Genomic DNA, 23,468 nt, shown 5'->3' with positions numbered 1-23,468 from the left:
GAAACAACGGTTTAATCATATGGTGAAAGAATGGAAATAAAAGTGATAGACCCTATCAAGGATGGCAAGAAGATATGGCTTGGAGATAAGGAAGGATACATAAGGAAAGTCTTCAGGGCTATAGATAAGGATCTGGTCAATTCGCAGTATTTCGTCTCTGGCATAACCTATTTTGAGCCAGGCGAGTCATCGTCTATGCATAACCACCCGCAGTCCGAGGAGATAGACTTCGTAATTCAGGGAGAAGGAATCGTCTACAGCGGCAATGAACAGGCCAAGTTCAAGAAGTTCGACTACATGTTTATTCCAAAGGGAGTAATGCACAGGCACGTGAACACGGGAAGTGAGACCCTCATTCTGTTCTGGGCCTATACTCCGCCGGGCGAGCTCCCAAAGGATTAAGGCATCTGTGAATCATATGTGGCGGATCATCTACCATCAGGCTGAGGGCAGCTTTGAGAAGGTGTCAGGCGACATCCAGCCTCTTCAGGCGCCAAACATCAGGATAAAGCCAGACTACATAGGTGTATGTGGGTCGGATAAATCAATACTTTCCGGTAAGCGTAAGGTCTACAATGGACTGGTAATGGGACATGAGATAACCGGGAAAATACTGGAAGGCCATGGGCTGGATCTTGCCGGAGATCACCTGGGTGAGGGAGACAGGATAGTTGTTTTGCCCAATTATTACTGTGGAGAGTGTGAAGACTGCCGCCATGGCCATTACAACACGTGCAAGAACAAGGTCAGCATAGGCGTCAACGCCCAGGGAGCTATGCAGGAGTTTTTCGATGTTGATCCGAAGTTCACCATACGTGTGGACAACAGAATAGATCCGGAGATCGCGCCACTTATCGAGCCGATCGCCGTTGCCGTGCATGCCATCAGGAAGTTTACCAGCAGAGATCGCCGTCTTATAATAATCGGGGGAGGAAGCGTTGGAATATCATCGTACATAACTGCCAGATATCTCGGGTTCAATGACGTCCGCATCGTTGAGAAGATCGAAAGAAAGGTATCCGAGCTCAGGGAACATGTGGATAGCGTTTACGGTAGCCTGGAAGAGGCCATTGGATATTCCACTGATCCTGTCTGCGTGCTTGATACGGTGGGGTCAGCAGAGACAATTTCAGAGATCGAGCATCTTTCGGAAATGGTAGCCTCTGGATCTGAATTCGTCATAAACGGCCTTGAATCGCAGGAGTATGCCATGCATCAGGCCTATCTGGTCAGGAGGGAGATGACATTGCACGGGTCGATAATATACATACCGAATGATTTTGTGATGGCCAGGGAGATCCTTTACAATAACGTTGATGCCCTGGCCAAGACCGTCGCTGTTGCCGATGCACAAAGGATCGTCGGTGAACTCAGATCACGGATACTGAACTCCGCAGACATAAAATTAGTTTTAAAAATTTAATCTATTTTAGATCCCAGAAAAATGGCCTTTCACTGTAGGAATAGTCTATGTATATGCTCTTCGTCTTGGTGTAATTCATTATAGATGTGAGGCCAAGTTCCTCCCCAAATCCAGATTCCTTATGTCCGAGGTAGGGAAGGGAATATTCTATGCCAGTTGGGCCCTGGTTTACAAAAGTAACGCCAGCATGTATTTCGTCTATCGCCCTGAACGCCTTTCTGACATCGGTTGTGTATATTGCAGATACTAGGCCATACTTCGTGTGGTTTGCCAGCTCTATTGCCTCATCCACATCCCTTGCAGGCGTCAGGACTGCAACAGGGCCAAATATCTCTTCCTGAAACAGAACATCGTCCTTGTCAACCTCTGAGAAGACGGTGGGATAGATGAAATAGCCCTCAGGGTTCTCTGCGTATTCCCTCCTCTGTGTAGCAAGGGTCACACCACGATTTACTGCGTCTTCGATGTACGATTTAACCTTGGAATACTGCCTGTGGCCTGCCACTGGGCCCATCTTCACGTCCCTGTTCTTTCCATACCCCACCTTTATTTTTTTTACACCCTCCACGAACCTCTTCTTGAATTCATCGTAAACCTTTTCTTCGACTATTATCCTCGATCCGGCCGTGCATCTCTGTCCGGCATTGCTGAATGAGGCGAACAGCAGACTTGACACGGCAAGGTCCAGGTTGGCATCAGCGCACACGATCGCCGGATCCTTTCCTCCAAGTTCCAGTATCTGCCTCCTCTTGTACCTGCCATTGATCTCTGAGAGCTTATTGCCGACCTCAGTTCCGCCAGTAAATGCGAAGGCCTGGACAGATTCCCTGGAGAGTATCTTCTGCGATATCATGTCCGAATTTCCGAAGAGGGTATTGAAAACTCCCGGCGGTATGCCTGCCGCATGGAACGCCACTGATACCATATAACCGACGCCCGTGGTTATGCTTGAGGGCTTGAATATCACTGTATTGCCATGCAGCAGAGCCGGAGCTATGTTCCAGAATGGGATAGAGAATGGCGAATTGAACGGACTCACAACGTATACAACACCGAGTGGCATGCGTATCGTTCCTGCGAAGACCTCGTTCTGTTCGCTCTGAACCACGTAAGAGGTGACGCGTCTGCCCTCTCCGAAGTAATAATAGAGGACCTTGTAGGCATTGTTAACCTCGTTGAGGGCTTCACCAATTGTTTTTCCCTCTTCATCCGTTATAAGCTCTGCTATATCCTGTCTGTGTGCATCTATGTAATCAGCCGCCTTCTTCAAAAATACCGCCCTCTCGGTCACGTTTGTCCTGCTCCATGATCTGAACGCATGCTCAGCTGAGGCAAGGGCCTTCTCCACTCCTCCTTCATCCACCTCGCTGTATTCGGTTACCCCCTGCATTGTTGCAGGATTTATGGTTTTCTTCCTGCTTGGGAATCTGACAAATTCGCCGTTTATGTAAGGATCTGCGTTTATCATTCCTTCACCTTCTATCGAACATGTATTTCACGTTGCCCGCATAGATATCGGTTATTGACCAATGGCCTGTTATCGGCACATCGGGTTCAAGATCGGTTGGAACGTTTATGACAGCAGGTCTGCCTCCGTTGAGGGCCTTTCTGACAGTAGCCTTGAGTTCTGATCCGTTCTTCACATCAAATCCCAGGGCTCCGGACGCCTCTGCTATCTTCACGAAATCTGGATTGTATAGATCAGTTCCGGAACCCGTGAAGGCAGTGCCTATGAATTTCCTGTCAAAGTATGACCTCTGCAGTCCCTGAATGGTGCCGAAACTCCAGTTGTTCATGACCAGAAAAACAACAGGGATGCTGTATTGAACGGCAGTGAAGAGCGCTGATATGGCTGAGCTGAAGCCACCATCACCAACAACTGCGATGACTTTCCTGTCTGGAGCTCCAATCTTGAAGCCGACAGCCGCCCCTGGGGCAAAGCCCATGGTCGCCAGGCCTCCTGGGGTGATGAAGTTCAGGGGATCGTCTATCCTGAAATATTGCGCTATGCCGTTCTTGCTCCAGCCGACGTCTGTGATCAGCGATATGGAACGGTCTTCATCCATCAGCTCCTGGAGAACACGTATTACGTAATTTGGTTTTATCTTGTCGCTGCCCATTTCACAGTTCATGAAGTCCCTGTAATAGTCATCAAGGCCCTTTCTCAACTCAGAGTACCAGCTTGAATTTGCAGCAGGCCGAGCGGCAGATCTCTTCTTCAGTTCGGCGATGATCTCTGACAGGGTGGTCTTGGCATCGCCCTGAAGGAACATATCCTCCGGATAATCTTTTGATCTTTCCTTCTCGTCAATATCTATGCGCAGCAAATGGGTCTTGCTGAAATCAAAGGTGTAGCCCTCTATCCATGAGCTGGAATTTACCTCTCCAAACCTCGTGCCGACGGCTATTATGAGATCAGACTCAAGCGATGCCCTGTTGGCATAGGGGTTCCCCCAGCCACCGAGAAAGCCCAGCGCACGTTCATTGTGCTCCGGAAAGGTTCCCTTACCTCCCATGGTCGAAACCACTGGAGCGTTCAGAGCCTCTGACAGATCAGCAATCTCCCTGCCTGCCTCCGATAGCCTGACACCACCGCCTGCCAGTATGAGTATCTTTTTATGCTTTAGTATAAAATCAACGGCTCTCTCTATGGTCTCATGATCCGGTGCAAACCTGGCTTCGTTCAGGCTGTGCCTGGTGGTGTATAGGCTATGCTTGTCAGTTTTTAATGCGAATATATCCATCGGTACATCAACGAGCGAGACTCCGGGCCTGCCACCCAGAGCTATTGAGAAGGCACGATCCATTATTCTCTCTATGTTTTCCACGTGGTTTACTCTCCAAGCCCGCTTTACAAAGGGAACGTATACAAGATACTGGGACAGATCGGTGACCTGGTTTATTTCCTGGTGTGGTCCAGCTCCCTCATAAACGGACGGGGCGTCTCCAGATATTACTATGAGTGGTGATGAATCGAGTGCCGCCGTGGCAACACCAGTGGTGGCGTTGAGGAGTCCCGGACCGATATGTGTTATCACGATGCCTGGCTTATGGGATGCCCGGAAATAACCATCAGCGGCATGCGCTGCTATCTGTTCGTGCCTGACGGCGATGAGTTTTATCTTCGTCTTTCTTATCGCTTCATACAGACTCAATATTGTATGGCCTGTCAGAGTAAAGACATACTCAACGCCATTTCTCTCGAGATACTCGGCTATTATATCCGCTCCAGATTTAGCAATTTTCTCTGATGCCATATGAAAAAGAAACCGAAATTTGTTAATATACTTGTTATCTAATGCATTAAACCAAAAAGGTATCAAAAAAGGTTAAATGCTGTCCCTAAGAGGGAACAGCCGTTTTCAACATCAGTGGGCGGTACCTGGTAAATATTACTGTGCCGACGAAGTAGACGATGCCAATGAGCACAAACATGTATATCCCGGGCGTATACTTGTGCGTAACAGACAGCAACTCCCCGAAGGCCAGAGGTACAATTATGCCCCACAGCGTCTCCCAGAATCCTATGTGGCCACCCCACTGTCCTGCATACTCCTTGGGTACGAGGAATGAGCTTACAGCCCACTGTATGCCAGACCACCTCAGGAAGAAGAAGGTCGCCGCAAGGATCTCAACTGCGAGGATAGGCGATCTTGCCAATGCTGTTGCCAAGAGACCGAACGTCACGCCGAGCGAGCTCACTGTGAAGCCAACCTTCATTCCGGTGTTTGGGCCGCGAGTCCTGTTTATGTAGTCTATGACGAAACCGCCGGTTATCTCTCCTATGAATCCGAAGCCCCATATCAGTGCCGTGTAGGCCAGCGTGAATGTGAGTGTAAAATGCCTGGCCTCATAGAGGTAGAGTGGAAGCCATGTAAGGAGACCGAAGAATATACCAGCCTGTGCACCGAGCCCCATCATGGAACCCCAGTAATCGCTGGTCCTGAACCAGCTGGACACTGGTGCCTTTACCTGCTCAACAGCTTTCTCCTGGTTCGATCTTATATAGTCAAGTTCTTCCTTGCTGATTTTAGGATGCTTTTCAGGCGTATCGTACAGTATGAAGATCAGCGCAGAGGAAAGCAGGATGGTCAGGATACCGCTTATAAGTAGCGCATACCTCCATGCAATGCTGGATGGGATGATTAGGTCGACCCCAAGGAGGAGAAGGGAGCCGAGTATTATTCCAACGTTGACACCGCTGTCCCCTATGGTTCCACTTCTTGCCTTTTCCTGTCTAGGCATCCATTCCGCGGTAATTTTTGTGACCCCAGGGAAACCTACGGCTTCCATTATTCCCAGGAACACCCTCGCTATGACCAGATAGGCTGCCGAGAAAGCTCCGGCGGTTATGGTCTGCACTGCGCCCCATCCAAGCCCAAATCTCGTCACTGAAAGCCTCGCCCCATAGCGATCCAGTATGTATCCTACTACTGGATTCATTATAAGATATCCGTAGGTGAATCCGTCTCCGATTGCTGCTTGAAGCAGTGGGCTGAGATGGAATTCCGTTGTCAGCACCGGAAGCGCTGAGGTGACAAGCCCACGGTCTATATAGTCGAACGTTATGAAGCCAAAGACCATGAGGACTATCGTCCACCGTATGTGCCCTACCGGCCTATTTGCATTCTTAACCTCTGTCAATTTTTCAGCCATATTCTAACATGGAGCAAGCTTTATTTATATCCCATTTCAAATACATTAGAAGAAATTGCAGATAGAAAATGGAGGAAAATATAATGGCAATCGGCTTTGCTTGATGGACATTTCCCGAGGGATCTTTACTGAAATATCTTCTTCCATTTACAATGTTCAAACCGATCTGACGAGGCAATTATGATCGCAGATACTATCAATATAATGTTGACCTACATTTCAGCATGATACCTGAAAATTATTTATTCTGTCATTTCACGACAGCGATGTAAATTTTACCATCCGCCTGATAAAACCCGATTATGTCACCTTGGGACGCATCAAGAAGCTTCGCTATCCTCTTTGTTAATGAGATCCTCAATGTGCGGTTGGTCAGAGTAGCCTTGCTCGTATCTATCAATTTTCCTCCATGAGCCATTGCCTAGGATCAATAAAACATATTAAAATATTATTATAATATATGACTTTTACAATTAAAAGATGATGCAACTATTATAACAATTGCAATAATATCCATAATTGCCTGACTTCTTTGCTCCTTAACGTACAATACGATTGGCGCAGTGATTTCGCAGTTAACTGGACATGTGGAGGATTCAGCCTTCGCCGTTCAGTCAGTATCCACCAGATGCCATAGGCTAGAATTCAGATCCCATGAATTTTCCTGCCCGTACCTAGTGGGAGGAGGGGATTAAATGAAGAAACTAATATAGATGCTGTTTACTGCCAATCATGGATACTACCGTCAGGGCAGAGCGCCACCTATCCCTTGACGCCAAGAGGGATATAGACAGGATCGTAATCAGAAATGCGCTTCAGAGGTTCAAAAGACCATTTGTTGTCTGATCAGCAGGAAAGGAAAGCACTGTTGTTCTGCATCTGGTAAAGACCACGTGCGAGGAGCTGAAGATGGATATGATTCCAGCGCTTTTCATCGACCATGGTCAGCACTACGATGAGACCTATAAAATGGTTGATGAGATACCCAAGGAATGTAGCTTCAAGGCCATATATGCGAGAAACGATGATGCACTTTCAAAGGTTAAGAATAATGTTATACATGTTAGGGCGTCTCACATTTCATGAGTAGTCAGACAGATGTCGAACATTATTAACAGAATGAGAATATTGGGATATGCCCACGCAGCATATCCCATTGATAATGGATATCATAAACAATATTGTTTCGCCAGATCAGAGGAGAAGAAAATATACAGATCGGCAGATCCTGAAGATTCTTGTGCTGCTGCAGATTTCCGGAATTTCCTATCCATCAGCCAGGATATTCCTCACCAATCATGAGGAATATCTCAGGATGATTCGCATCAGCGAGATACCATCATTTCAGACCCTGTCAAGAAGAGCAAGGAAATTTGATCTGCATGCAATAAACCGTGAGATAGTATTCCTGTATTCTATGAAGGAAATTGCAGCGGTGGATTCCTTCATGATCCACACATCCAAGCATTCCACTGCAATGAGAATGAAACACCGGGGAAATTATAAGGATCCTGAGAGCGGATGGTCCAAGACAACAAAGGGATGGACATATGGCAGGAAGTGCCATATGTCACTGGATGTGGATTCCCTCCTTGTCATGGACTGGATTGTTACCAGAGGTAACATGCATAATTCACGCGTATCACATGACTTGGTGGATTCTGTCAGGAATTTCTCATATATTCTTGCAGACTCAGCATATGATACATCTGACATATACGATTATGTGTTCGAGAACACACATTCTCTTCCTGTGATTTACACAAACAGAAGAAGGGGCATTATCCCTGAAAGACTGTCCATGAACAGGAAGATCGGAATTGATCTCAGGGAATACGCTTCGCTGTATTCCCTGAGATGGGAAATAGAGAGGACATTCTCAATACTTGAAGAGATCATGAGGGCAGAGAATATCTGGTACACAAGGAACAGATCATATGATATTGCAATTGGCCTTAAGGCAATTGCATACAATCTCGTGGTTGTATCAAACATGAAAGCAGGAGAAAAGCCAAGGGAGATAATGAAAATCGTCAGTTGCTAAAACATGAGACGCCCTATGGATAAAATTTAAGCTTGGCTACTTCGTTGCGTCTTCGTTTGGAACAGGAGAATTTAGAGTTCTTAAAGACATCTGCAATCGTGCCTATTTCGAAAGCAAGTATTATGATCAGCTTTATATCTTAAGCAAGAGGAGGCGATTTTAACTATTCCCAAGGCTACGATTGTCTTGACCGCGTTCTTTAAAAGGCCATTTCTGGAAGATGCGATATCATCCGCACTGAATCAGACTTTAAAAATTTAGAGATTATTTTAGTGACAAAGATGCCCGCAGAGCACTTAAACTTAACTGATAAAGACAGAAAGATCAAAATTATATTTGCTGAAACGGCAAAGAACAAGAGCGAACTAGTTGAGATCGGAGTAAAGGAGGCATCCTCCAACATTGTTCTTTTTCTGGTTGATGATATCATTGCTAAAGACAGGGCTGAAACCATAGTGCCTCTCTTCAAGAAAAACCAAAATCTCGGCTTGATCCACAACGGAAGCTTAACAATAGGCGAAGATACCAAAAGCCTATTCATATATAATCAATGATTTACCCAGGAGAAATGCACGTTTAATTATTGCAAACGGTTTAAAGGATGCGCTAAGGAATAATTGTGACAGAAATCTCAGTTCAATAAGCATTAGAAAAAGTGCAGGGATAAGGTATCTAGACTATTTTTCATTTTTCAATACATCGGATGACAGCCTTGCCTTATATAGTGTTTTTGCCAGTGGATATGATGTTGGGTGGATTACCGACAAACTAACATTTTATAGAGTTCATAATGAAGGAATAACCTCGCTCTCTGGCGACTTCAAAAGATACAGAATAAAGGGAGAGGATAAGCTTATGGAAAATGTCAAGTTGCATTCGTTGTTCCTGGAGATATTCCAGCACAGGGAGATAAGGGATATTGAGGTGCTGAGGAAGTCATATTATATTTTCCTATACTCTGCTTTTGCCCAGAAAAAACGTGGATCAGCCCTAGAGGATCAAATAGGCCATCCCTTATTTCAAATGGGTACACATTTCCGGAAATTATCCCCCACATATCATTGCATATTTTTTTGGGAATTGTTCTTTTAATCTCAAAAAGAGCTTATCTTTCATTCTCTTACCTACTTTCCATGTACAGGCTGCATAGAAAATTCCCCCTCTGAAATAATCTTGATGAAACCGGGCGTTTATTCTATGCTTTGAATATCCGATCTCCATTGTTCGAATGCCTGATTCAACCTGTCACGCTTTGAGGTTATGAACGATAAGCTTTAAACCAGCATAGAGAAACAACGTAGCGCTAATTTTGACCTGGAGGTTTGATCTGTGTGACGTGTATACCGGTAAAGGTTATAGTTCCTTCCCAGTTTGGTACCCATACGGAATATATGGTGTATGCAAGTATTCTTTCTGTACTCACAGTGAAAGTTACATTAAAGTTATCGAGACTGGTGAGGTTATGGGGATATATAGTTCTAGAGGCTAAGTCGATCAATCCATTATCATGAGCAACATTTAGGATCAAAGAGTTATTCGAACTCTGCGAGGTTCCTGTAAAGGAAAAGGTAATATTGTAGGTGCCTGGAAGTAATACTGTTTGGCCCCAGAATAGTCCCCCGTTTCTAATATCTGTTCCAGTAATCCCTGCCATCGTAAGGCTTGAATCTGGATAGGTGTTAAAGTAATTGGGCGGATAGTAATAATTGAATGGGACATAGAATCTAAGAGGGCCTGAATAATTCAGCTCTAGCAGAAAAATGCCACTAGCCTCTGCCACCATACCGTAATGGTGCGTTGAAACAAGATGATCGATGAGAGCTGCATTTGATATGTTATGAGGGTATGGCCCATCTGTGCCGGCATATCCCCAGTATCCCTGATTATACATGCCTCCATAGGGATACATAATTATATATTCGGGAACGATTGGGATGTACTCTCCGTCGGGGCCAAGTTCCGTAAAATTATAAAAGAAGTTATAATTGTAGTCCACCTCTAAGGGTGCAGTTAGAGGATTAGAGACGTTAAGACCGTAGCTATCTACCCTAGGGAAGATGAAGGGTATGTTATTCTCCACGAGTATCTCGGAGGCACTCACGTTTTTTGGTATGAGGGATGCAACCTTGAGCATGTTCTCATAAACGGTATAATTGTACGATTTTATAGCAGACAGGTGGTAATCATCCTGAGATGATGCGTTTAGCGGCCCGTAAGGCTGAAACACGAGGGCAAAGAGAATCATGGAAATGATAAGGGCAACAGAAACCTTCAGGAAAAACCTTCCATCAATTTTCTTGAGATCTTTGTCAGATCGGATATTTTCGCTAGTCGTTTCTTGCCGCATATGTTTAATGGAATCTGATCCGCTGCTAAGGTTTACAAGACCGTCGATTAACGCCAGATACACAAATGGCACCAATATGGCGGAATACTGATCGTGAAAAAGGCCCGGGAACATAAATGCACCGTTGGTGAAAAAAAGAGCAAAAGCCATAATGGGAATGAGGAGCAAGGAATACTTAGACCACAATGGGAGCGCCAGGAACGGCATGAATATCAGCAGAAGGGTGAAGATCTTATTGTCTATATCGTCCCTTACATTGCTGAATTGAAACGGTCCAGAATGAAGATAGGAAGATACCCCAAACAAGGACACTGAATAATAAGATATGGCGAAAACAAGCATGAAAAGCAAAACGCCGCTGATTATGAACATGGTTTTCCTTTTGTTCTCTGGGAGTAGGTTAAATTCCTTTGCCCGTAGATGCGATATGCCTTCCAATATCAGGAAACCAGCGGAAAATGCAATGAATGGGAACTTGACGAGGCCCGCAACAAGAAAGAGGATCAACGATGCCGTATACTTATTGTCAAAATAATAGTACACCGCTGCCAGGAAAAACAATGGGAAGAAGGCCATGTAGTGGAAATCAAACAGATTCATACCGGCCAGTGGGAAATAGATCAGGTACGATAGTGAAATCAAAAGGGATGGTAGCCTTTTTCCGATAAACTTTAAAGCGATCCCGTAAACAAAAAAAGACGGTATTGCTATGGCAACAGTCTGCACAACGAGAATCAGACTGAAATTCGCTAAAATAAAAAGGGGAGAAAGAAGGAATCTTCCAGAATATAATCCAAAATCTGAAATAAAAAGATGTAGAGTCCAGTGGGTGTGAAAGACAAGCCAGCCCTGCTCCATTGCAACCCCAAGGTCGTATACACTGGCGTTTAATGACCACATTCTCATAAGGGAAAGTGAAGAAAAATATGCTATGTATAATATATTAGCGATAAATAATATGACGAACGCTATGTACCTCAATCCATCTCCGCCCAGATCATCTCTTGCAAGATTAGCATGCTTTTTGAAGACCAGCTTTAATTTAAAATTCATTATTCATCTGCCTCCGTTAATGCCCTATAGAGCTGTACACTTTCAAATACTCGCTGATTGCGGTGTCCTCGTTTAGCCTTCTGGCGACTTTCTCCATCTTATCTCCCAATCCATCTCTTTCATATTCCTCAATGGAATGCACGACAACTTGCGCAAGATCATGGGGTTCTATATAAGCATCAAAGTACATACCTGCTTCAGCCAAAACCTCCCTGTTTATTGAAATATCTCTGGCTAATACTGGCAAACCAGATCCCAATGCCTCTATTTGTGGTATGCCAAAGCCCTCGAAAGTCGAGACATTCAGGTACAGATCACTTGCATTAAAGTAAAGCGGATAAAGTTCATCTGGAACTTTGCCAACGTTCAAGATATTCCTACCCTTCAATGGAGTTCCTATCTTTATTAACATATATCCTTCAGGTAATAAGTTAACGGTTTCCTGAAGAAAGCTTAACGCCTTATTTTTTGTTCCATTACTGACATTTAAGATCAACTTCGAATTTTCTGGTAGCCCCAATTTCCTCCTTGATAGTGCTTTATCTCTTTTTTTAAAGACTGAGGAATCTATCCAATGATGTATCACTTGGGATCTTATCCTATGTCTTTCTAATTGAGATTTAACTACGTTGCTGATAGAAATAATTTTCGCTGCGCTCCGGACATCCCTTAACATCTTTAGGTTTATAAAATCTCTATATATAGAATCGAGCAAGTTGCGAATAAATCCACCGCTTTTAAAGTCGAATAAAAGATCAAACCTTACATCGTGAATCGTTGCTACCGTATTATTAAACAATTTCAGGCCGGAATAATCTGAACCGCAAAAATGCACTATCGAATCTTCATACTCTTTAGCGTAGAATTTAAGGGCCACCGAGTTCATTTTTCTAGCCAGAGGAATGGCAAGATAATTAGTTGTTTTTTTAAAAATTGAAGATTCTATAACGTCAAAATATTCGCCTTTGTAGCCAGGATCAAAATATCCGTTATATATAAGACTCACATCAATTTGTTTCTTTGAGAGCGCTTTTGCTAAAGCCCAAGCATACCTACCTATCCCGGTAGTAATTGGCTGATCGCTTACTAAGACAACTTTTCCAATACTCATCTTTCACCACTGGCGCAGCATTTCTCTACCCTGCCTGGTGTCTTAATTGCTCGGTCATCTCCCACATAGTGATAAATTTCAAAGTAATCAACATTTTACAATCGCATCAACAACGAATTTAAAGCCAAAGAAACCATATGGAATGCTCACAATATACCTATCGGCTATCATTTCAGTGAGAATAGAGGTATATTGATAGAATAGAATAGAGGTATATTGATAGAATAGGTTTGATATTGCTTTAAAGAGAGTAGTATCGCAGATATAATCGTAAATAGAATGGACTATTTCTAACATCATGTTATTTTTGACAAATTCGTGCCCATCAAGACGTGAGGCGTCTCGTATAGCGACGGCTTTTGCAATGTCACCAACGACCAAATGATCAGAATAAGAAAGTATCCTCGTGATCACCCACCTCTTAATAAGGTATAATGTATGAATGTGTGCGCGCTCTCCTTCAATTCTAGATCAAAGTGTTTAAGCAAAAACAGTTCCACCTCGTCAGCTCCCTTGCTTGAGTGATATACGTGTCCTCTCTCCCTGTCATGTTCAACTTCTCTCCTTGCAAAGATTCTGTAAAGCAAATGTTCCCGGGGAAGTGACACAATTAACGGGCCTCCGGTTTTCAATACACGCTTTAACTTAACTACTATATCTTTATAATTGAGATTATGCTCAAGCACATCAGTGGCAAGTATAGTATCGAAAGTGGAATCTTCGAACCCAGAAAGGCCATTAATTCTTGCTACTTTCAACACTGTCACATTTTTCAGACCCATATAGAGACAGAGATCTTTGGCTGCCCTTAATTGATCGTCAAATGCGTCTACCGCTATGACCTCATCGTTCAATTCGGATAAAACTGGAAGAAATGCTCCAAACCCTGTGCCGAAATCCAGCGCTTTTCCTCTCTTTGAATTTACTTTAAGGTATTGCGTTATATGCCTGTATTTACTTAACACCCCAACCCTCTTGGCAAAATTTTTACTGAACAACGGCATCCTGAATGGTTCCGGGTCCACACCATTCTTAAGTTCAACTCTTCTGAAATTCTCAAATTGAGACATATACCTATTAAATTGCTTTTTCTCTTGGCGTGACAGCATTCTCAGGGTGATATATTCTAATCATATCAAAATTTTTCGTCTTATGATTGATTGCATGATTCAACGGGTATGCGTCATTTCGTTAATCATTGCGTAAAAGCACTCTAATGTTATCAGTTGCCTGTGTTATCTTTTTGCTAATATTTATCCTCCTTTGTCTTGCATTATACGCATCCCAATTCATTAGAAATTCGCGGACATAGTCTTCTATATCACTCACAGAATTTGCTAGTCTCACAAAGCCCACTCCTGCCGCTTGCTCCCTAAACTCAGGAAAATCGATAGCAATAGTTGGCACTTCAAAGAATATGGCCTGTTCCAGCACTCCAGAAAGCCCCCCTGGTGCATTATACGGTAGAATTAATAGAGAGGCTTCCAAAAAAATTTTCGTGATCTCCCTTTCTGTAATAGGACCAAGGTATTCATCAATTAGCCCGGAATATGAACGCAGGATTTCCTTAAATTTTATCTCGTAGTCTGGGAAATGATGATTTATACCACCGGAAATTACTAACTTAAATTCCTCACCTTCATCTTTAAGTTTCTTTAGAACCATTAAACCTAATTCAATGTTCTTTTGGGGCCCCCATGAACCATGCATAAGTATTGTTGGGATATTACTATCTTGAGTTTTTATATCATGAAAATTTATTATCTCATTTAGATAGAGCGTAGGAACTGTTTCGAGATATTTCCAATTCAAAAAATGTACTTTATTATATCCTATTGCATCATCTATTCGCTTCTTATATAAATTAAGTAGTACAAATGTAGCGACATTTTTGAACAAGATCCTTTCAACTATTCTGAGAAAAAATGACCGTATCTTGTCGAATGTAGAGTTGTAACCTAATTTCCTGACATCATTGGTGAACACTGAATTGTGGTATATAATCTTAATATTTTTTCTTCTGAAAAACTTCACCAATAATATTGGTACAAATAGAGCAATGGCATTTGCAAGAGTCCCATTACCAAAGCCGGTTGGTAGCATATTGAAAATGACAGTGTCATAATTCTTCCATTTTATCTTCAAAAGACGAAGAATCGATATTGAATCATCATATGTATAAAATTCTTGTAACTTAACCTTGGGTGGGATTTCAAATTCTTCAATATCTTCATTCACTTGCGGACAAAACACATCGATGGAATCCACATCTTCTAGAAGAGAGAGAAGGATTATAATTGATGTCCCACTGGTTTTTAATGATTTTCCATGGTTTATGAAATCCCCTATATAGGCCATTCTCACAATGGTGCATAACTCTAGATTTCTTAAAGTTAAGCATAAAATCACAGTATCAGTGCTGTGTTGAATAAATATATAAATAGAGTTTAGCCGGTTCTGCTAATGTTTCCCATCCCGCAGATCTTTTTCCTCCCTCTCTGACAGCTCCACCTCCCACTAGAAAACCTTTGCACCGTTCTCCTTGAGGTACTCGATAACAAGGCTGCTCTTCTCACTCGGTACAAGGATCACACCATTTGCGTATTTGATGTATCCAATCCGGTCAAGGAATCCTGGGATCCTGGAGTGGTACTTTCCGTAGTGGGATGAGTTGTTGTAGCCATATAGCTTCCTGTACAACGCAGAATATGATGCAGGGCTGACACCTTTTCCGGACCTTTCAACGGTAAAAACGATCAGTGAACCTTTGACAGTGCATAGAATGGCAACACCAATATAAATATATGACTGTATGTACACTCCTAACATACTGTGAGTTTACTTGGAATCATTTCTCTTGCCTCCAAATATTTTCTTTGTCCTGTCACTAATTTCTTTCAGAATTTTTGTTCCAATTTTGGCATCATGGAACACGTCCGTCTACGATTGCAAATGATAGCACAGGGACACCCATTAGGGACAGATTGGAGCTTTGATCATCACCTTCTCTCCTTGATCCACATTGTTCCCATATAGTCACCCTGATAATGCTCTCGAATCCTGTTGTATCTATTGCACAGTCCAGGGGCCTTCCACGGGAATAGGGAGTTCAAGCACGATCTTCCTTATTCTTCGGAATATGCTTGTACAGGATACTGTTGCTGTACCTGTGGCTTTTGCAAATATTCTTGCAAAGCTTTCAAATGGTCTGTAAGGTACATCGTATACTGCCCTTAGCCTGGCAAGGAATGTTATGAATGTATCTGGTGTCCTATCGGGATGCTTCCTCTTTCCCCCGTTGCTTTCCAAGGAGGGCCTTCCAGCCCATCAAAAATGATGGATCCCTTCATTTTCTCGATCCTGCCCACTGGGCCCTCTTGTACATGTCCAACCCTCTATCTGGACCGATCCGATACCTCTCTGTGCTTCTATTGCTTATAGGTGTGATTGTCTTGCAGTGACAACGATAAATCACTCTACCTTACTTTATTGTACAGAGGAATTTTGCAACACACATCTAGCAGTAATAATTAGAAGTTTTTCTCGTAGAACTCCAGGTTTGTGAACAGGCTCCATAACGCAGTATAACTATTATTATACGGCATTCGTGAGCCAGGTACCATGGGCAGCCACCCCTGAAACTGGAGCACAGGCCCACCTCATGGAATGGAGGCCAGGTCGCCCAAGACACGTTGTGGATCCATCGCCATCACATATGCGGGGCACTCCAGTATCCTCATGTGGTCTGTGCCGGTGACAGCCCACCGCTCCCGGTTCACGATTATGCCCCTGTCAGATCCAATCCTCTGTAATGCCCTTGCGAAGTCCTGTTTTCGGTAGGTTCCGCTCTTCACCTCCACAGGTATTGCCTTTCCCCCTTCTCTCAAGACGAAGTCTATCTCGGTATCACCGCTCCTGTAGTAGAATTCAGGCTCAAGTACCGAGGCCATGGTGTTCTCCAGGATCCTCCCTTGGTCCTGGGCTCCGCTGGCCCCGAGCATGGCGGTGTGGAATGCGGGCAGGTACGGGTAGGCCTTCCTCAGCTTCCTGGATGCAGCCTCCACGCCCGGCCGGTAGTTCCCGACCGTCCTTATCAGGAATGAATACTCCATGTATGAGAGGAAGTTCGACACGGTAATGCGGTTCCTCCCCAGGGACGAGGCCAGCTTGTCAAGGTTCACGATCATGCCCGGGTTGAGCATGAGGACCTCGGTGAGCCTCCTCAGCAGGTCCAGGTCCCTGATACCGAACTCCTCCGGTATGTCCCTGGCCACTATCCTGTCGATGACTATGCTCCTCACGTATTCCCTTATCTTGAACCCATCGCTCTCCCCCACAAGTTCAGGGAAGCCGCCCTTTTCCATGTATTCTGACAGCAGTGGTTCCAGGGCGTCGCCGGCATACCTAAGCCTATCGTAGGAAATGTCATGGCCCCTGAGCCTGCAGAACTCCCTGAACGAGAGGGGCTCAACCCTGACCCTCATGATCCTGCCTGCAAGAGTTTCAGAAGACCTCCTGGCCAGGTTCAGCGATGATGAGCCTGAGAGGACGAACTTGATGCCCGGGTATAGGTCGTAGTAGATCTTGACCTTGTTTTCCCAGTCCCTGGCCTTCTGCACCTCGTCGAAGAAGATGTATACGCCTCGGGCCTCGGCCAAAGGTCTCTTGAGGACCGACCTGGCGTACGATGAAATCACTGCGTCCAAATCGCCAGGGGATTCGTCGAATGAAAAGTACAGTATCCTCTCGGGTTCCACACCTGACCTGAGGAGGTCATCTATGAGCTGGTGCATCATTGTGGTCTTGCCAACCCTCCTGAGGCCGTAGAAAAGGAGGATGCTCCTGTGGCCCAGCAGTTCCCTCCACTTCGCGTAGTCCTCACGCCTGAACGTCCCGGTCAGGTTTTTCCTCACTGAACCGGTTGCCCACCATTCGTTGAACCTGTACAGTGCCCTGTCGTTCATGGGATATCTCTCCCACATTAGCTTACTATAATATACGAATATATCAATTATTCGTATAGTATGATAAACGAATGAACATAAGGGCCTTCCGAACCGGAAAACTCTAGGTTCAGGGTGCAATCGCCTTCCTCAACTGCTTTACTGTGAGGCCCTCCGGAGGTCTTCCCTGGCCAGGAGGAGCAGGATGCCAGAGATGACGCCGCTGAAGAGCAGTGCCAGCACGCCCAGGCCAACACTGTCTATTTGGAGGGCAGCTACAGCGTCCCCCTGCTCAATGTAACTCCTGATCTTCAGTGTCCTGCTAACTATATAACCGCTGATAACGGCCAGGATGATGAGCAGGCCCGGGAATATGAAGATTGCAGGACTGATAAAGGACAATCCGGCGCCTGCCACAGAAACAGAAGTTGCATAGGATACGAGGAGCACTATGGCGCCCAAAGTGAAGCCTATGAGCGCCAGTATAGCGAAGACTTCTGCTATCAGCACCATGGTGGGCGCGGCCCCCATCTCTGAGGGCCCTGACCTTGACAGGTCAGAATATGACGTGATCTCGCCGTCGCTGCCTATGGTAAGGGTAAACTTCTTCTCCTCGTTGTTGTAGATGAACGAACACCTCGCCCTCCAGGTGCCGTTCCCAAGCCTCTTGAGGTAATAGATGTTCACTCCATTCTCAGGAACACCGTAGTTACTGTGAGCCCAGTCCCTGACCCTCTGTACCACTTTCTGTGAACCGAAATCTGACAACTCCAATTACCATGTCTCTATTAGCACATTATTATAAAAACATGCTGTCACGAATTCAGCCACAATGGCAACAGGACGGGGTAGGCGGATGGTCGGTCCTGCCTGGCAGTGCCATGCGCATTCACCTGGTACCACAAGGGAAGGAAGGATATATATGGCGCATTAATAAAAACAGAATTGAAGGGTTTAGGACATCCAGACAATATTTATTATGGTAGGCAGCCGGAGGATCGGCGCTGACGCAATTCCAGGCCTATACTTCCCTGACTTGCCCTTTTACCACCCTTTAAGTTCGCACGTGGGCCCCGTGCAGTCAACCTTGTTTGTATCCATATACGTATAAGGGATCGGAACGTGAGGAATAAAACCGTTGGGAGGAGGGCACAGGAGACGCTCTCTCTTGTGGCCATCTCACATTGGGCCATTACAGGCCAGAGAAAATCTGTGCAAGTGTTGCACACATGCCCAGGCATAACTATGGCATCGTAATCGCAGGAGGAGGTGTGCCGTTGGCAGGAACGTCGGTGTCACCCAGATACATCAGTGCTGTCTCGCTCCTGGCTATATTCGTGGACGAGTGGAACTACTTCTCGGTCCCGATGCTCTCCGCGTTCATAGAGAGGGGTTTCCACCTGGGCTCCCTGGCCATGGGCCTTGTAACCTCTGCCGTCATAGGGGGCGCTGCCGTCGGATCGCTTGCGGGCGGTTACCTGACCGATGCCCTCGGCAGGAAGAGGGTCTTCCTCCTCAACATGGTGCTGTTCGCGGCCACGGGCATATCGACACTCTTCGTCCGGAACTTCGCCTCGCTTCTCGCCCTGAGGGCCATTACCGGGTTCCCTGTGGGCGCGGATCTCGCAAGCGGGTACGCGTTCCTCATGGAGACGATAAGGCCCGGGAGGAGGGAGGTCACTGGCACAATGAACACCCTCATGGCATCATTCGCCATCCTCTCGGTCAACACCATTGCACTCCTCATGATGCTTACATGGCCCGCCTCTGCCATGGACTGGAGGGTGCCAATGGCCCTGTCGGCGCTCCCCGCCCTGGCCGGTGCCATCATGGTGCTCAGGGTGCCGGAGACGGGCCAGTGGCGGGAGAGGATGGAGGAGAGGGTTACCTTCAGGGCCATGTTCAGGTCGATCTTCTCCGACCAGACCAGGAGGAGGGCGTCGGTGTTTTCCTGGATATCCGGGGCCGCAAGCACGCTTGAGGTGGGGACATTCGCCTTCTTCATACCGGTGATCGTCTCCGGGCTTGGCATAACGGGCCCCATAGGTTCCAGGGAGGTGACCATAGCCATATACTCCTTCGGCGTCCCCGCAGGCATAGCGGGCCCGCTGTTGCTCCCGCGCCTCGGCCTCAGGAAGGTCAGCACGGTCGGGTACGCCTCGACCATAGTGTCACTTGTGGGTGCGGGCCTGTCGCTCGTCCTCAGGCAGTACCTCCTGGTGCCCCTGTTCGCGCTCCTCTTCGTCTGGGGCAACCACTGGAACAGCCAGCCCACACTCACATCGCAGTCCATGGTGGCGGACACGGGCTACAGGGGAAAGGCCACGGGCTTCAGCAACTTCATATCGCTGCTCCCCACCTTCGTGACGGTGAGCCTCTTCCAGGGCTTCGTGCACTCTGTTGGCCTTGGGTTAGCCACGCTCGCCGTTTCCCTGGCACCCGCAGCCGGCCTCCTCTCATCTGTCCTGGTCTTCAGGGAAATATATGGCTACAGCAGGGACCTTGTGGGGTCTCGGCTGCCGGGGCCAGAGGAGGGGGCTGCCAGGCTGGAGCCTGCTGATTGAGCGCAGTGGGCGGCAGGTGCCCGGACTCTGCCGGGGCCCTCGGCGCACCCGGGGCCAGGGACGCCTCAAGGTGCATACCTCTCCCTGTTTCTGTAACTGCAAGTGGAGACCTTTATATGAGTTGCGCCGCTGACAGTGTATGAATTACTACAGTCACTATGAGAAATACCTCTTTCTGAAAAGACATTTTCAGAAGAAACATGTTGTGAATATATGCGGCCATGAAGGGCTGGGCAAGAGCACGCTGGCCAGGTACCTCTCTAGGGACGGGACAGCGTTTGTGAGCCTCTATGGGTCGTACGGCGAGATGAGGGAGAGGATAGGTGAATGCGTATCCATAGTTAGCCGGATGGGGAAGGCAGCCCCCGGTGCCCTTGTGGTGGACAACTGCGAGCTGCCCTGGGGTTCAGGCCTGACGCTTGAGCCGGTGTTCCAGGCATGGTCGGGGGTGCCGGACGACTCTGGTGCCCTCCTGGTCCTCGTGTGGAACGACGCACAGGCGATGGAGAGGCACTCGATCCCCGGGTCTGAGAGGGTAAGGGTCACTGGCATGAGTTTCGCGGACTTCTCGAGGAGCTTCCCACACCTATCTCCGGCCGAGAGGGTAGAGAACTTCGCGGCCTTCGGCGGCATGCCGGTTGCCCTTAACTGGGTGCGGCAGAGGGATGCCCTCTCGAATGTCCTCTCCCTCATTGAGCAGGACGGTTACGCACTGCACTTCCCCACCGATCTTATGGCCAGGCACACGAGGGAATACACCAGGTACCTGGACATCATGCGGGCGGTCGCATCCGGTTTCCGGACACACTCAGCCATATCTGAGTTCACAGGCATCCCCGCAAGGGAGCTCTCCAGGTACCTATCCTTCCTAACTGAGGGCATGGCCATCCTGAGGAAGGAGTATCCCGTGACCCTGGAGAACAGGCACATGTCCGCCAGGTACTCATTCAACGACCTGTACATGCTGTTCTGGTCCAGGTTCCTGAGGGATGCGGAGTCCATGGACAGGGAGGAGGTGTTCGCCCGCATCAGTGAGGGATTCACGAAGCATGTTTCATCGGCCTTTGCGGACATTGCCCTGGAACACTACCGCATCAGCCTGCTGCACGGGAGGTATTCGCAGGCAGGGCAGTACTGGGACAGGGAGAGCAGTTTCGGTGTCGTCCTGGATGAGGAAACGCTGACTGCTCATTTCATACACGCACAGTGGGAGGGGCGGGTGAAGAAGGGCGCCCTCACGGGGCTGGTGCGCCAGGCGGCAAACCTTCACTGGCACAACGGTGACAGGAACGAGGTGTTTGTGATTTACACGAAGGAGGGCTGCGACTTCAGCACCCAGGACGCGAAAATAGTGCACGTTGCCGATATGTAGGCCAGATTAGGTGTAACAGGCGGACGGTGGCCCTTCAGGCGCCCTGCCAGGAGAGTGGCCGCTCCCATTCAAACATATAGTATATACGAACGTACAGAAATTTATAGAAACTTTGAATTGACAATAATCTATAAATTTATGATAAATTATTTCAATTAATTGAATTAAGCTGATAATACGATAAGAATACTTAAAAAATTCAATATTATAGTTATTTTAATCGAGTTGTAAATATAGTTATAATAATTCTATGAGAAATATTAATTGATTTTAACCATCAAAGATAACAGTACAACTATAGTTCCAAATTCCCTGGTGCAGGGGAAGGGAGCAAAACAGGGAAAACCCGCAAACCAAATGGGGGCCAGGAATTGCTCTCCGGGCCAGAAAAAAAGGGGCTGCGCTCAGTACGGGATACGCGTAGGGAAGGATCGGAATCCCGGGATCTCCAGCGATCGTGTCCGGCACGGGCGGGTACAGTCTTAACGCTCGCTGTTTCCAGGTGACCCTATGGGTGCAGGACCATGATGTTGCAGCTGTCCCGAGCACTGGCGTCTTACAGTTGACTGGCCGGGCCTGGCCAATAGGTCACAGCGCTGCGCAAGTGCAACCACGGTGGAAACGCCTGAGGTCGGTGCCCGCGTGCCGTCCGCCTGAACGTGGCCCGGCATCTCTCCGTGGCACCTTCTTTGACCCATCCCCTTTATCCCTGGACCGCCCTGCCTTTTGTCGCATCAGTTCCCTGGGCAGGAAGAGGGCAGCACCCGTTGGACGGTGCAGGTCAGGAGTGCGCACTGATGAACAAAGTTAATATTTTATGGGAAAGTATATTATTAATTTATTAATATGCGAATACGAAAATTTATTATCAAAGAGCGTTAGCAGTTAGCATGAAGTCATCGGCTGTGGCCATCGTGGTGGCCGTGGTTGTTGTTGTCGCCGCTGTCGGGGTTTACGTTTACGTCTACCATGGCAAGCTGCCATCCACATCACCTGCGAAGCCCGAGACAGCCCCGGGTATGCTGGTTGTGCCGGGGAGCGAGGTGAACAGGTCGATAGGCGGCTCATGGTATGAGGTTATGAACCTGACTGTGGGAGCGAATAACGTGAGTCAGTTCCAGAGGATGTATGAATACGTTTCCAACGGTTCATCGCCGCCCCTGATAGGCATGAGCAGCGTGCCCGGTAACATAACGGAGATGCAGGCTGCAGTGTTCGTGAACACGAATATGAGCAACCTCATCTCAGGTTTCCTGCATTTCAGGAACTCATCCTCGATCCTGTCCTTCAACACCACCGTGTTCGGCAACCTGAGCAGGCTCGGGAAGGCCAACGTGTCATATGGGGTGAACGACTCTTACTTCTACGTGTTCGGCTGGAACAGGACTTCGACCGGCTACGTGGAGGCACTGTATGCAATATACGGCCAGTTCTTCATGTTCGAGTTCTACAACTCAACACAGTTCAGGTCATCGGGCAGCTTCCTGCAGATCGCCTCCTACCAGGTCTCCATATTCAGGTCGTACAACCTGAGTGCCCTGACGCCTCCGGGTGCCCTCACGGACAGTGACCTCATGTCTGATACGGGACAGAGCTGGGCCAGCGACTTCAACGTCTCTTTCAGCATTGCGCTGCAGGGCCCTGGTCTGAAGGACATCAGGAATGCACTCCAGAACTCCTCGTATAACGCCACATACCAGGACTACAGGAACTTCAGCCTCATACACGGGTTCGGCGTGTCCGGGTACACGACAAGCACCTCACTGCTCCTCCTGGGATATGTTGCACTGAACAACACGAGCCTTGCCGACAGGGCCTATTCATCGATCCAGGCTTCCGCGAACAGCACGGGGAACGCCACCAACCTGACATCCGGGCAGGCGCAGTACTTCTATGTGATGCAGCAGGGAGGGCATAACAGCACGGTGGTAGTGGGACACGTGGGCCAGTACCTC

19 protein-coding genes and 1 pseudogene are annotated in these 23,468 nt (G+C 47.1%); 8 read left to right on the top strand and 12 right to left on the bottom strand.

The annotated features are described in order from the left end of the window. Positions 1-30: 30 nt before the first annotated feature. On the top strand, positions 31-402 hold the full coding sequence (locus tag IEW66_RS06735; RefSeq protein WP_075056499.1) for a cupin domain-containing protein: 372 nt from the start codon (positions 31-33) through the stop codon (positions 400-402). Positions 403-418: 16 nt separating this feature from the next. After that, positions 419-1,423 carry a zinc-dependent alcohol dehydrogenase gene (locus tag IEW66_RS06730; RefSeq protein ID WP_188681473.1) on the top strand — a complete coding sequence of 335 codons (1,005 nt, stop codon included), beginning with the start codon at positions 419-421 and terminating at the stop codon, positions 1,421-1,423. A 1-nt stretch (position 1,424) separates the two neighbouring features. Here the strand turns inward: IEW66_RS06730 and IEW66_RS06725 are convergent, their stop codons facing one another. The 4 genes from IEW66_RS06725 to IEW66_RS06710 form a co-directional block, all read right to left on the bottom strand. Beyond that, positions 1,425-2,891 carry an aldehyde dehydrogenase family protein gene (locus tag IEW66_RS06725; RefSeq protein ID WP_188681472.1) on the bottom strand — a complete coding sequence of 489 codons (1,467 nt, stop codon included), beginning with the start codon at positions 2,889-2,891 and terminating at the stop codon, positions 1,425-1,427. 4 nt (positions 2,892-2,895) lie between these two features. Further along, positions 2,896-4,680 carry a thiamine pyrophosphate-binding protein gene (locus tag IEW66_RS06720; protein WP_188681471.1) on the bottom strand — a complete coding sequence of 595 codons (1,785 nt, stop codon included), beginning with the start codon at positions 4,678-4,680 and terminating at the stop codon, positions 2,896-2,898. 85 nt (positions 4,681-4,765) lie between these two features. Beyond that, the gene (locus IEW66_RS06715; protein ID WP_229657544.1) at positions 4,766-6,079 is read right to left on the bottom strand and encodes an MFS transporter; all 1,314 of its coding nucleotides are present in this window, start codon (positions 6,077-6,079) and stop codon (positions 4,766-4,768) included. Between the two features lie 250 nt (positions 6,080-6,329). After that, entirely contained in the window at positions 6,330-6,497 is a 168-nt protein-coding gene (locus IEW66_RS06710; RefSeq protein ID WP_188681470.1) for a hypothetical protein, read from the bottom strand. Between the two features lie 440 nt (positions 6,498-6,937). On the opposite strand from IEW66_RS06710, the pseudogene IEW66_RS06705 reads away from it, so the two are divergent. The 3 genes and pseudogenes from IEW66_RS06705 to IEW66_RS06695 form a co-directional block, all read left to right on the top strand. Continuing rightward, positions 6,938-7,165 (top strand): annotated as a pseudogene (locus IEW66_RS06705) (phosphoadenosine phosphosulfate reductase domain-containing protein); the annotation flags it as partial. 76 nt (positions 7,166-7,241) lie between these two features. Beyond that, positions 7,242-8,123 (top strand): transposase, encoded by an 882-nt coding sequence (locus IEW66_RS06700; RefSeq protein ID WP_229657542.1) that lies wholly within the window; start codon positions 7,242-7,244, stop codon positions 8,121-8,123. A gap of 281 nt (positions 8,124-8,404) precedes the next feature. Then, the gene (locus IEW66_RS06695; RefSeq protein WP_162509222.1) at positions 8,405-8,677 is read left to right on the top strand and encodes a glycosyltransferase family 2 protein; all 273 of its coding nucleotides are present in this window, start codon (positions 8,405-8,407) and stop codon (positions 8,675-8,677) included. A 749-nt stretch (positions 8,678-9,426) separates the two neighbouring features. Here the strand turns inward: IEW66_RS06695 and IEW66_RS06690 are convergent. The 8 genes from IEW66_RS06690 to IEW66_RS06655 all read right to left on the bottom strand — a co-directional run bounded on the left by IEW66_RS06690 (position 9,427) and on the right by IEW66_RS06655 (position 18,351). Beyond that, entirely contained in the window at positions 9,427-11,523 is a 2,097-nt protein-coding gene (locus tag IEW66_RS06690; protein WP_229657541.1) for a DUF2079 domain-containing protein, read from the bottom strand. A 16-nt stretch (positions 11,524-11,539) separates the two neighbouring features. Continuing rightward, a complete protein-coding gene (locus tag IEW66_RS06685; RefSeq protein ID WP_188681467.1) occupies positions 11,540-12,634 on the bottom strand; it encodes a glycosyltransferase in 1,095 nt (364 codons plus the stop codon). A 410-nt stretch (positions 12,635-13,044) separates the two neighbouring features. Then, a complete protein-coding gene (locus IEW66_RS06680) occupies positions 13,045-13,743 on the bottom strand; it encodes a class I SAM-dependent methyltransferase (RefSeq protein ID WP_188681466.1) in 699 nt (232 codons plus the stop codon). Positions 13,744-13,825: 82 nt separating this feature from the next. After that, on the bottom strand, positions 13,826-14,992 hold the full coding sequence (locus IEW66_RS06675; RefSeq protein WP_229657563.1) for a glycosyltransferase: 1,167 nt from the start codon (positions 14,990-14,992) through the stop codon (positions 13,826-13,828). 159 nt (positions 14,993-15,151) lie between these two features. Continuing rightward, positions 15,152-15,454 (bottom strand): hypothetical protein, encoded by a 303-nt coding sequence (locus IEW66_RS06670; protein WP_162509217.1) that lies wholly within the window; start codon positions 15,452-15,454, stop codon positions 15,152-15,154. Positions 15,455-15,703: 249 nt separating this feature from the next. Continuing rightward, entirely contained in the window at positions 15,704-15,943 is a 240-nt protein-coding gene (locus IEW66_RS06665; RefSeq protein WP_188681464.1) for a hypothetical protein, read from the bottom strand. A gap of 350 nt (positions 15,944-16,293) precedes the next feature. After that, entirely contained in the window at positions 16,294-17,616 is a 1,323-nt protein-coding gene (locus IEW66_RS06660) for an ATP-binding protein (RefSeq protein WP_188681463.1), read from the bottom strand. Between the two features lie 120 nt (positions 17,617-17,736). Further along, positions 17,737-18,351, bottom strand: a complete 615-nt coding sequence (locus IEW66_RS06655; RefSeq protein ID WP_229657540.1) for a hypothetical protein — start codon at positions 18,349-18,351, stop codon at positions 17,737-17,739. Between the two features lie 503 nt (positions 18,352-18,854). On the opposite strand from IEW66_RS06655, the gene IEW66_RS06650 reads away from it, so the two are divergent. The 3 genes from IEW66_RS06650 to IEW66_RS06640 form a co-directional block, all read left to right on the top strand. Further along, positions 18,855-20,141 carry an MFS transporter gene (locus IEW66_RS06650; RefSeq protein WP_188681462.1) on the top strand — a complete coding sequence of 429 codons (1,287 nt, stop codon included), beginning with the start codon at positions 18,855-18,857 and terminating at the stop codon, positions 20,139-20,141. Positions 20,142-20,346: 205 nt separating this feature from the next. Continuing rightward, positions 20,347-21,513, top strand: a complete 1,167-nt coding sequence (locus IEW66_RS06645; protein ID WP_188681461.1) for an ATP-binding protein — start codon at positions 20,347-20,349, stop codon at positions 21,511-21,513. A gap of 890 nt (positions 21,514-22,403) precedes the next feature. Beyond that, on the top strand, positions 22,404-23,468 hold a 1,065-nt coding region (locus IEW66_RS06640), incomplete at its 3' end, for a hypothetical protein (RefSeq protein ID WP_188681460.1).

Source organism: Thermogymnomonas acidicola (assembly GCF_014646795.1).
In the GTDB taxonomy this organism is placed as follows: Archaea; Thermoplasmatota; Thermoplasmata; order Thermoplasmatales; family Thermoplasmataceae; genus Thermogymnomonas; species Thermogymnomonas acidicola.
The sequence above is the reverse complement of the archived record's forward strand: the minus strand, read 5'-3'. Positions and strand labels throughout refer to the sequence as shown.

Coding starts and splice junctions, on each gene's coding strand:
- IEW66_RS06720 (WP_188681471.1), bottom strand. CDS start 4,680: ATGGCATCAGAGAAAATTGCTAAATCTGGAGCGGATATAATAGCCGAG.
- IEW66_RS06710 (WP_188681470.1), bottom strand. CDS start 6,497: ATGGCTCATGGAGGAAAATTGATAGATACGAGCAAGGCTACTCTGACC.
- IEW66_RS06725 (WP_188681472.1), bottom strand. CDS start 2,891: ATGATAAACGCAGATCCTTACATAAACGGCGAATTTGTCAGATTCCCA.
- IEW66_RS06735 (WP_075056499.1), top strand. CDS start 31: ATGGAAATAAAAGTGATAGACCCTATCAAGGATGGCAAGAAGATATGG.
- IEW66_RS06730 (WP_188681473.1), top strand. CDS start 419: ATGTGGCGGATCATCTACCATCAGGCTGAGGGCAGCTTTGAGAAGGTG.
- IEW66_RS06690 (WP_229657541.1), bottom strand. CDS start 11,523: ATGAATTTTAAATTAAAGCTGGTCTTCAAAAAGCATGCTAATCTTGCA.
- IEW66_RS06695 (WP_162509222.1), top strand. CDS start 8,405: ATGCCCGCAGAGCACTTAAACTTAACTGATAAAGACAGAAAGATCAAA.
- IEW66_RS06715 (WP_229657544.1), bottom strand. CDS start 6,079: ATGGCTGAAAAATTGACAGAGGTTAAGAATGCAAATAGGCCGGTAGGG.
- IEW66_RS06685 (WP_188681467.1), bottom strand. CDS start 12,634: ATGAGTATTGGAAAAGTTGTCTTAGTAAGCGATCAGCCAATTACTACC.
- IEW66_RS06700 (WP_229657542.1), top strand. CDS start 7,242: ATGGATATCATAAACAATATTGTTTCGCCAGATCAGAGGAGAAGAAAA.
- IEW66_RS06660 (WP_188681463.1), bottom strand. CDS start 17,616: ATGTGGGAGAGATATCCCATGAACGACAGGGCACTGTACAGGTTCAAC.
- IEW66_RS06680 (WP_188681466.1), bottom strand. CDS start 13,743: ATGCTGTCACGCCAAGAGAAAAAGCAATTTAATAGGTATATGTCTCAA.
- IEW66_RS06675 (WP_229657563.1), bottom strand. CDS start 14,992: ATGGCCTATATAGGGGATTTCATAAACCATGGAAAATCATTAAAAACC.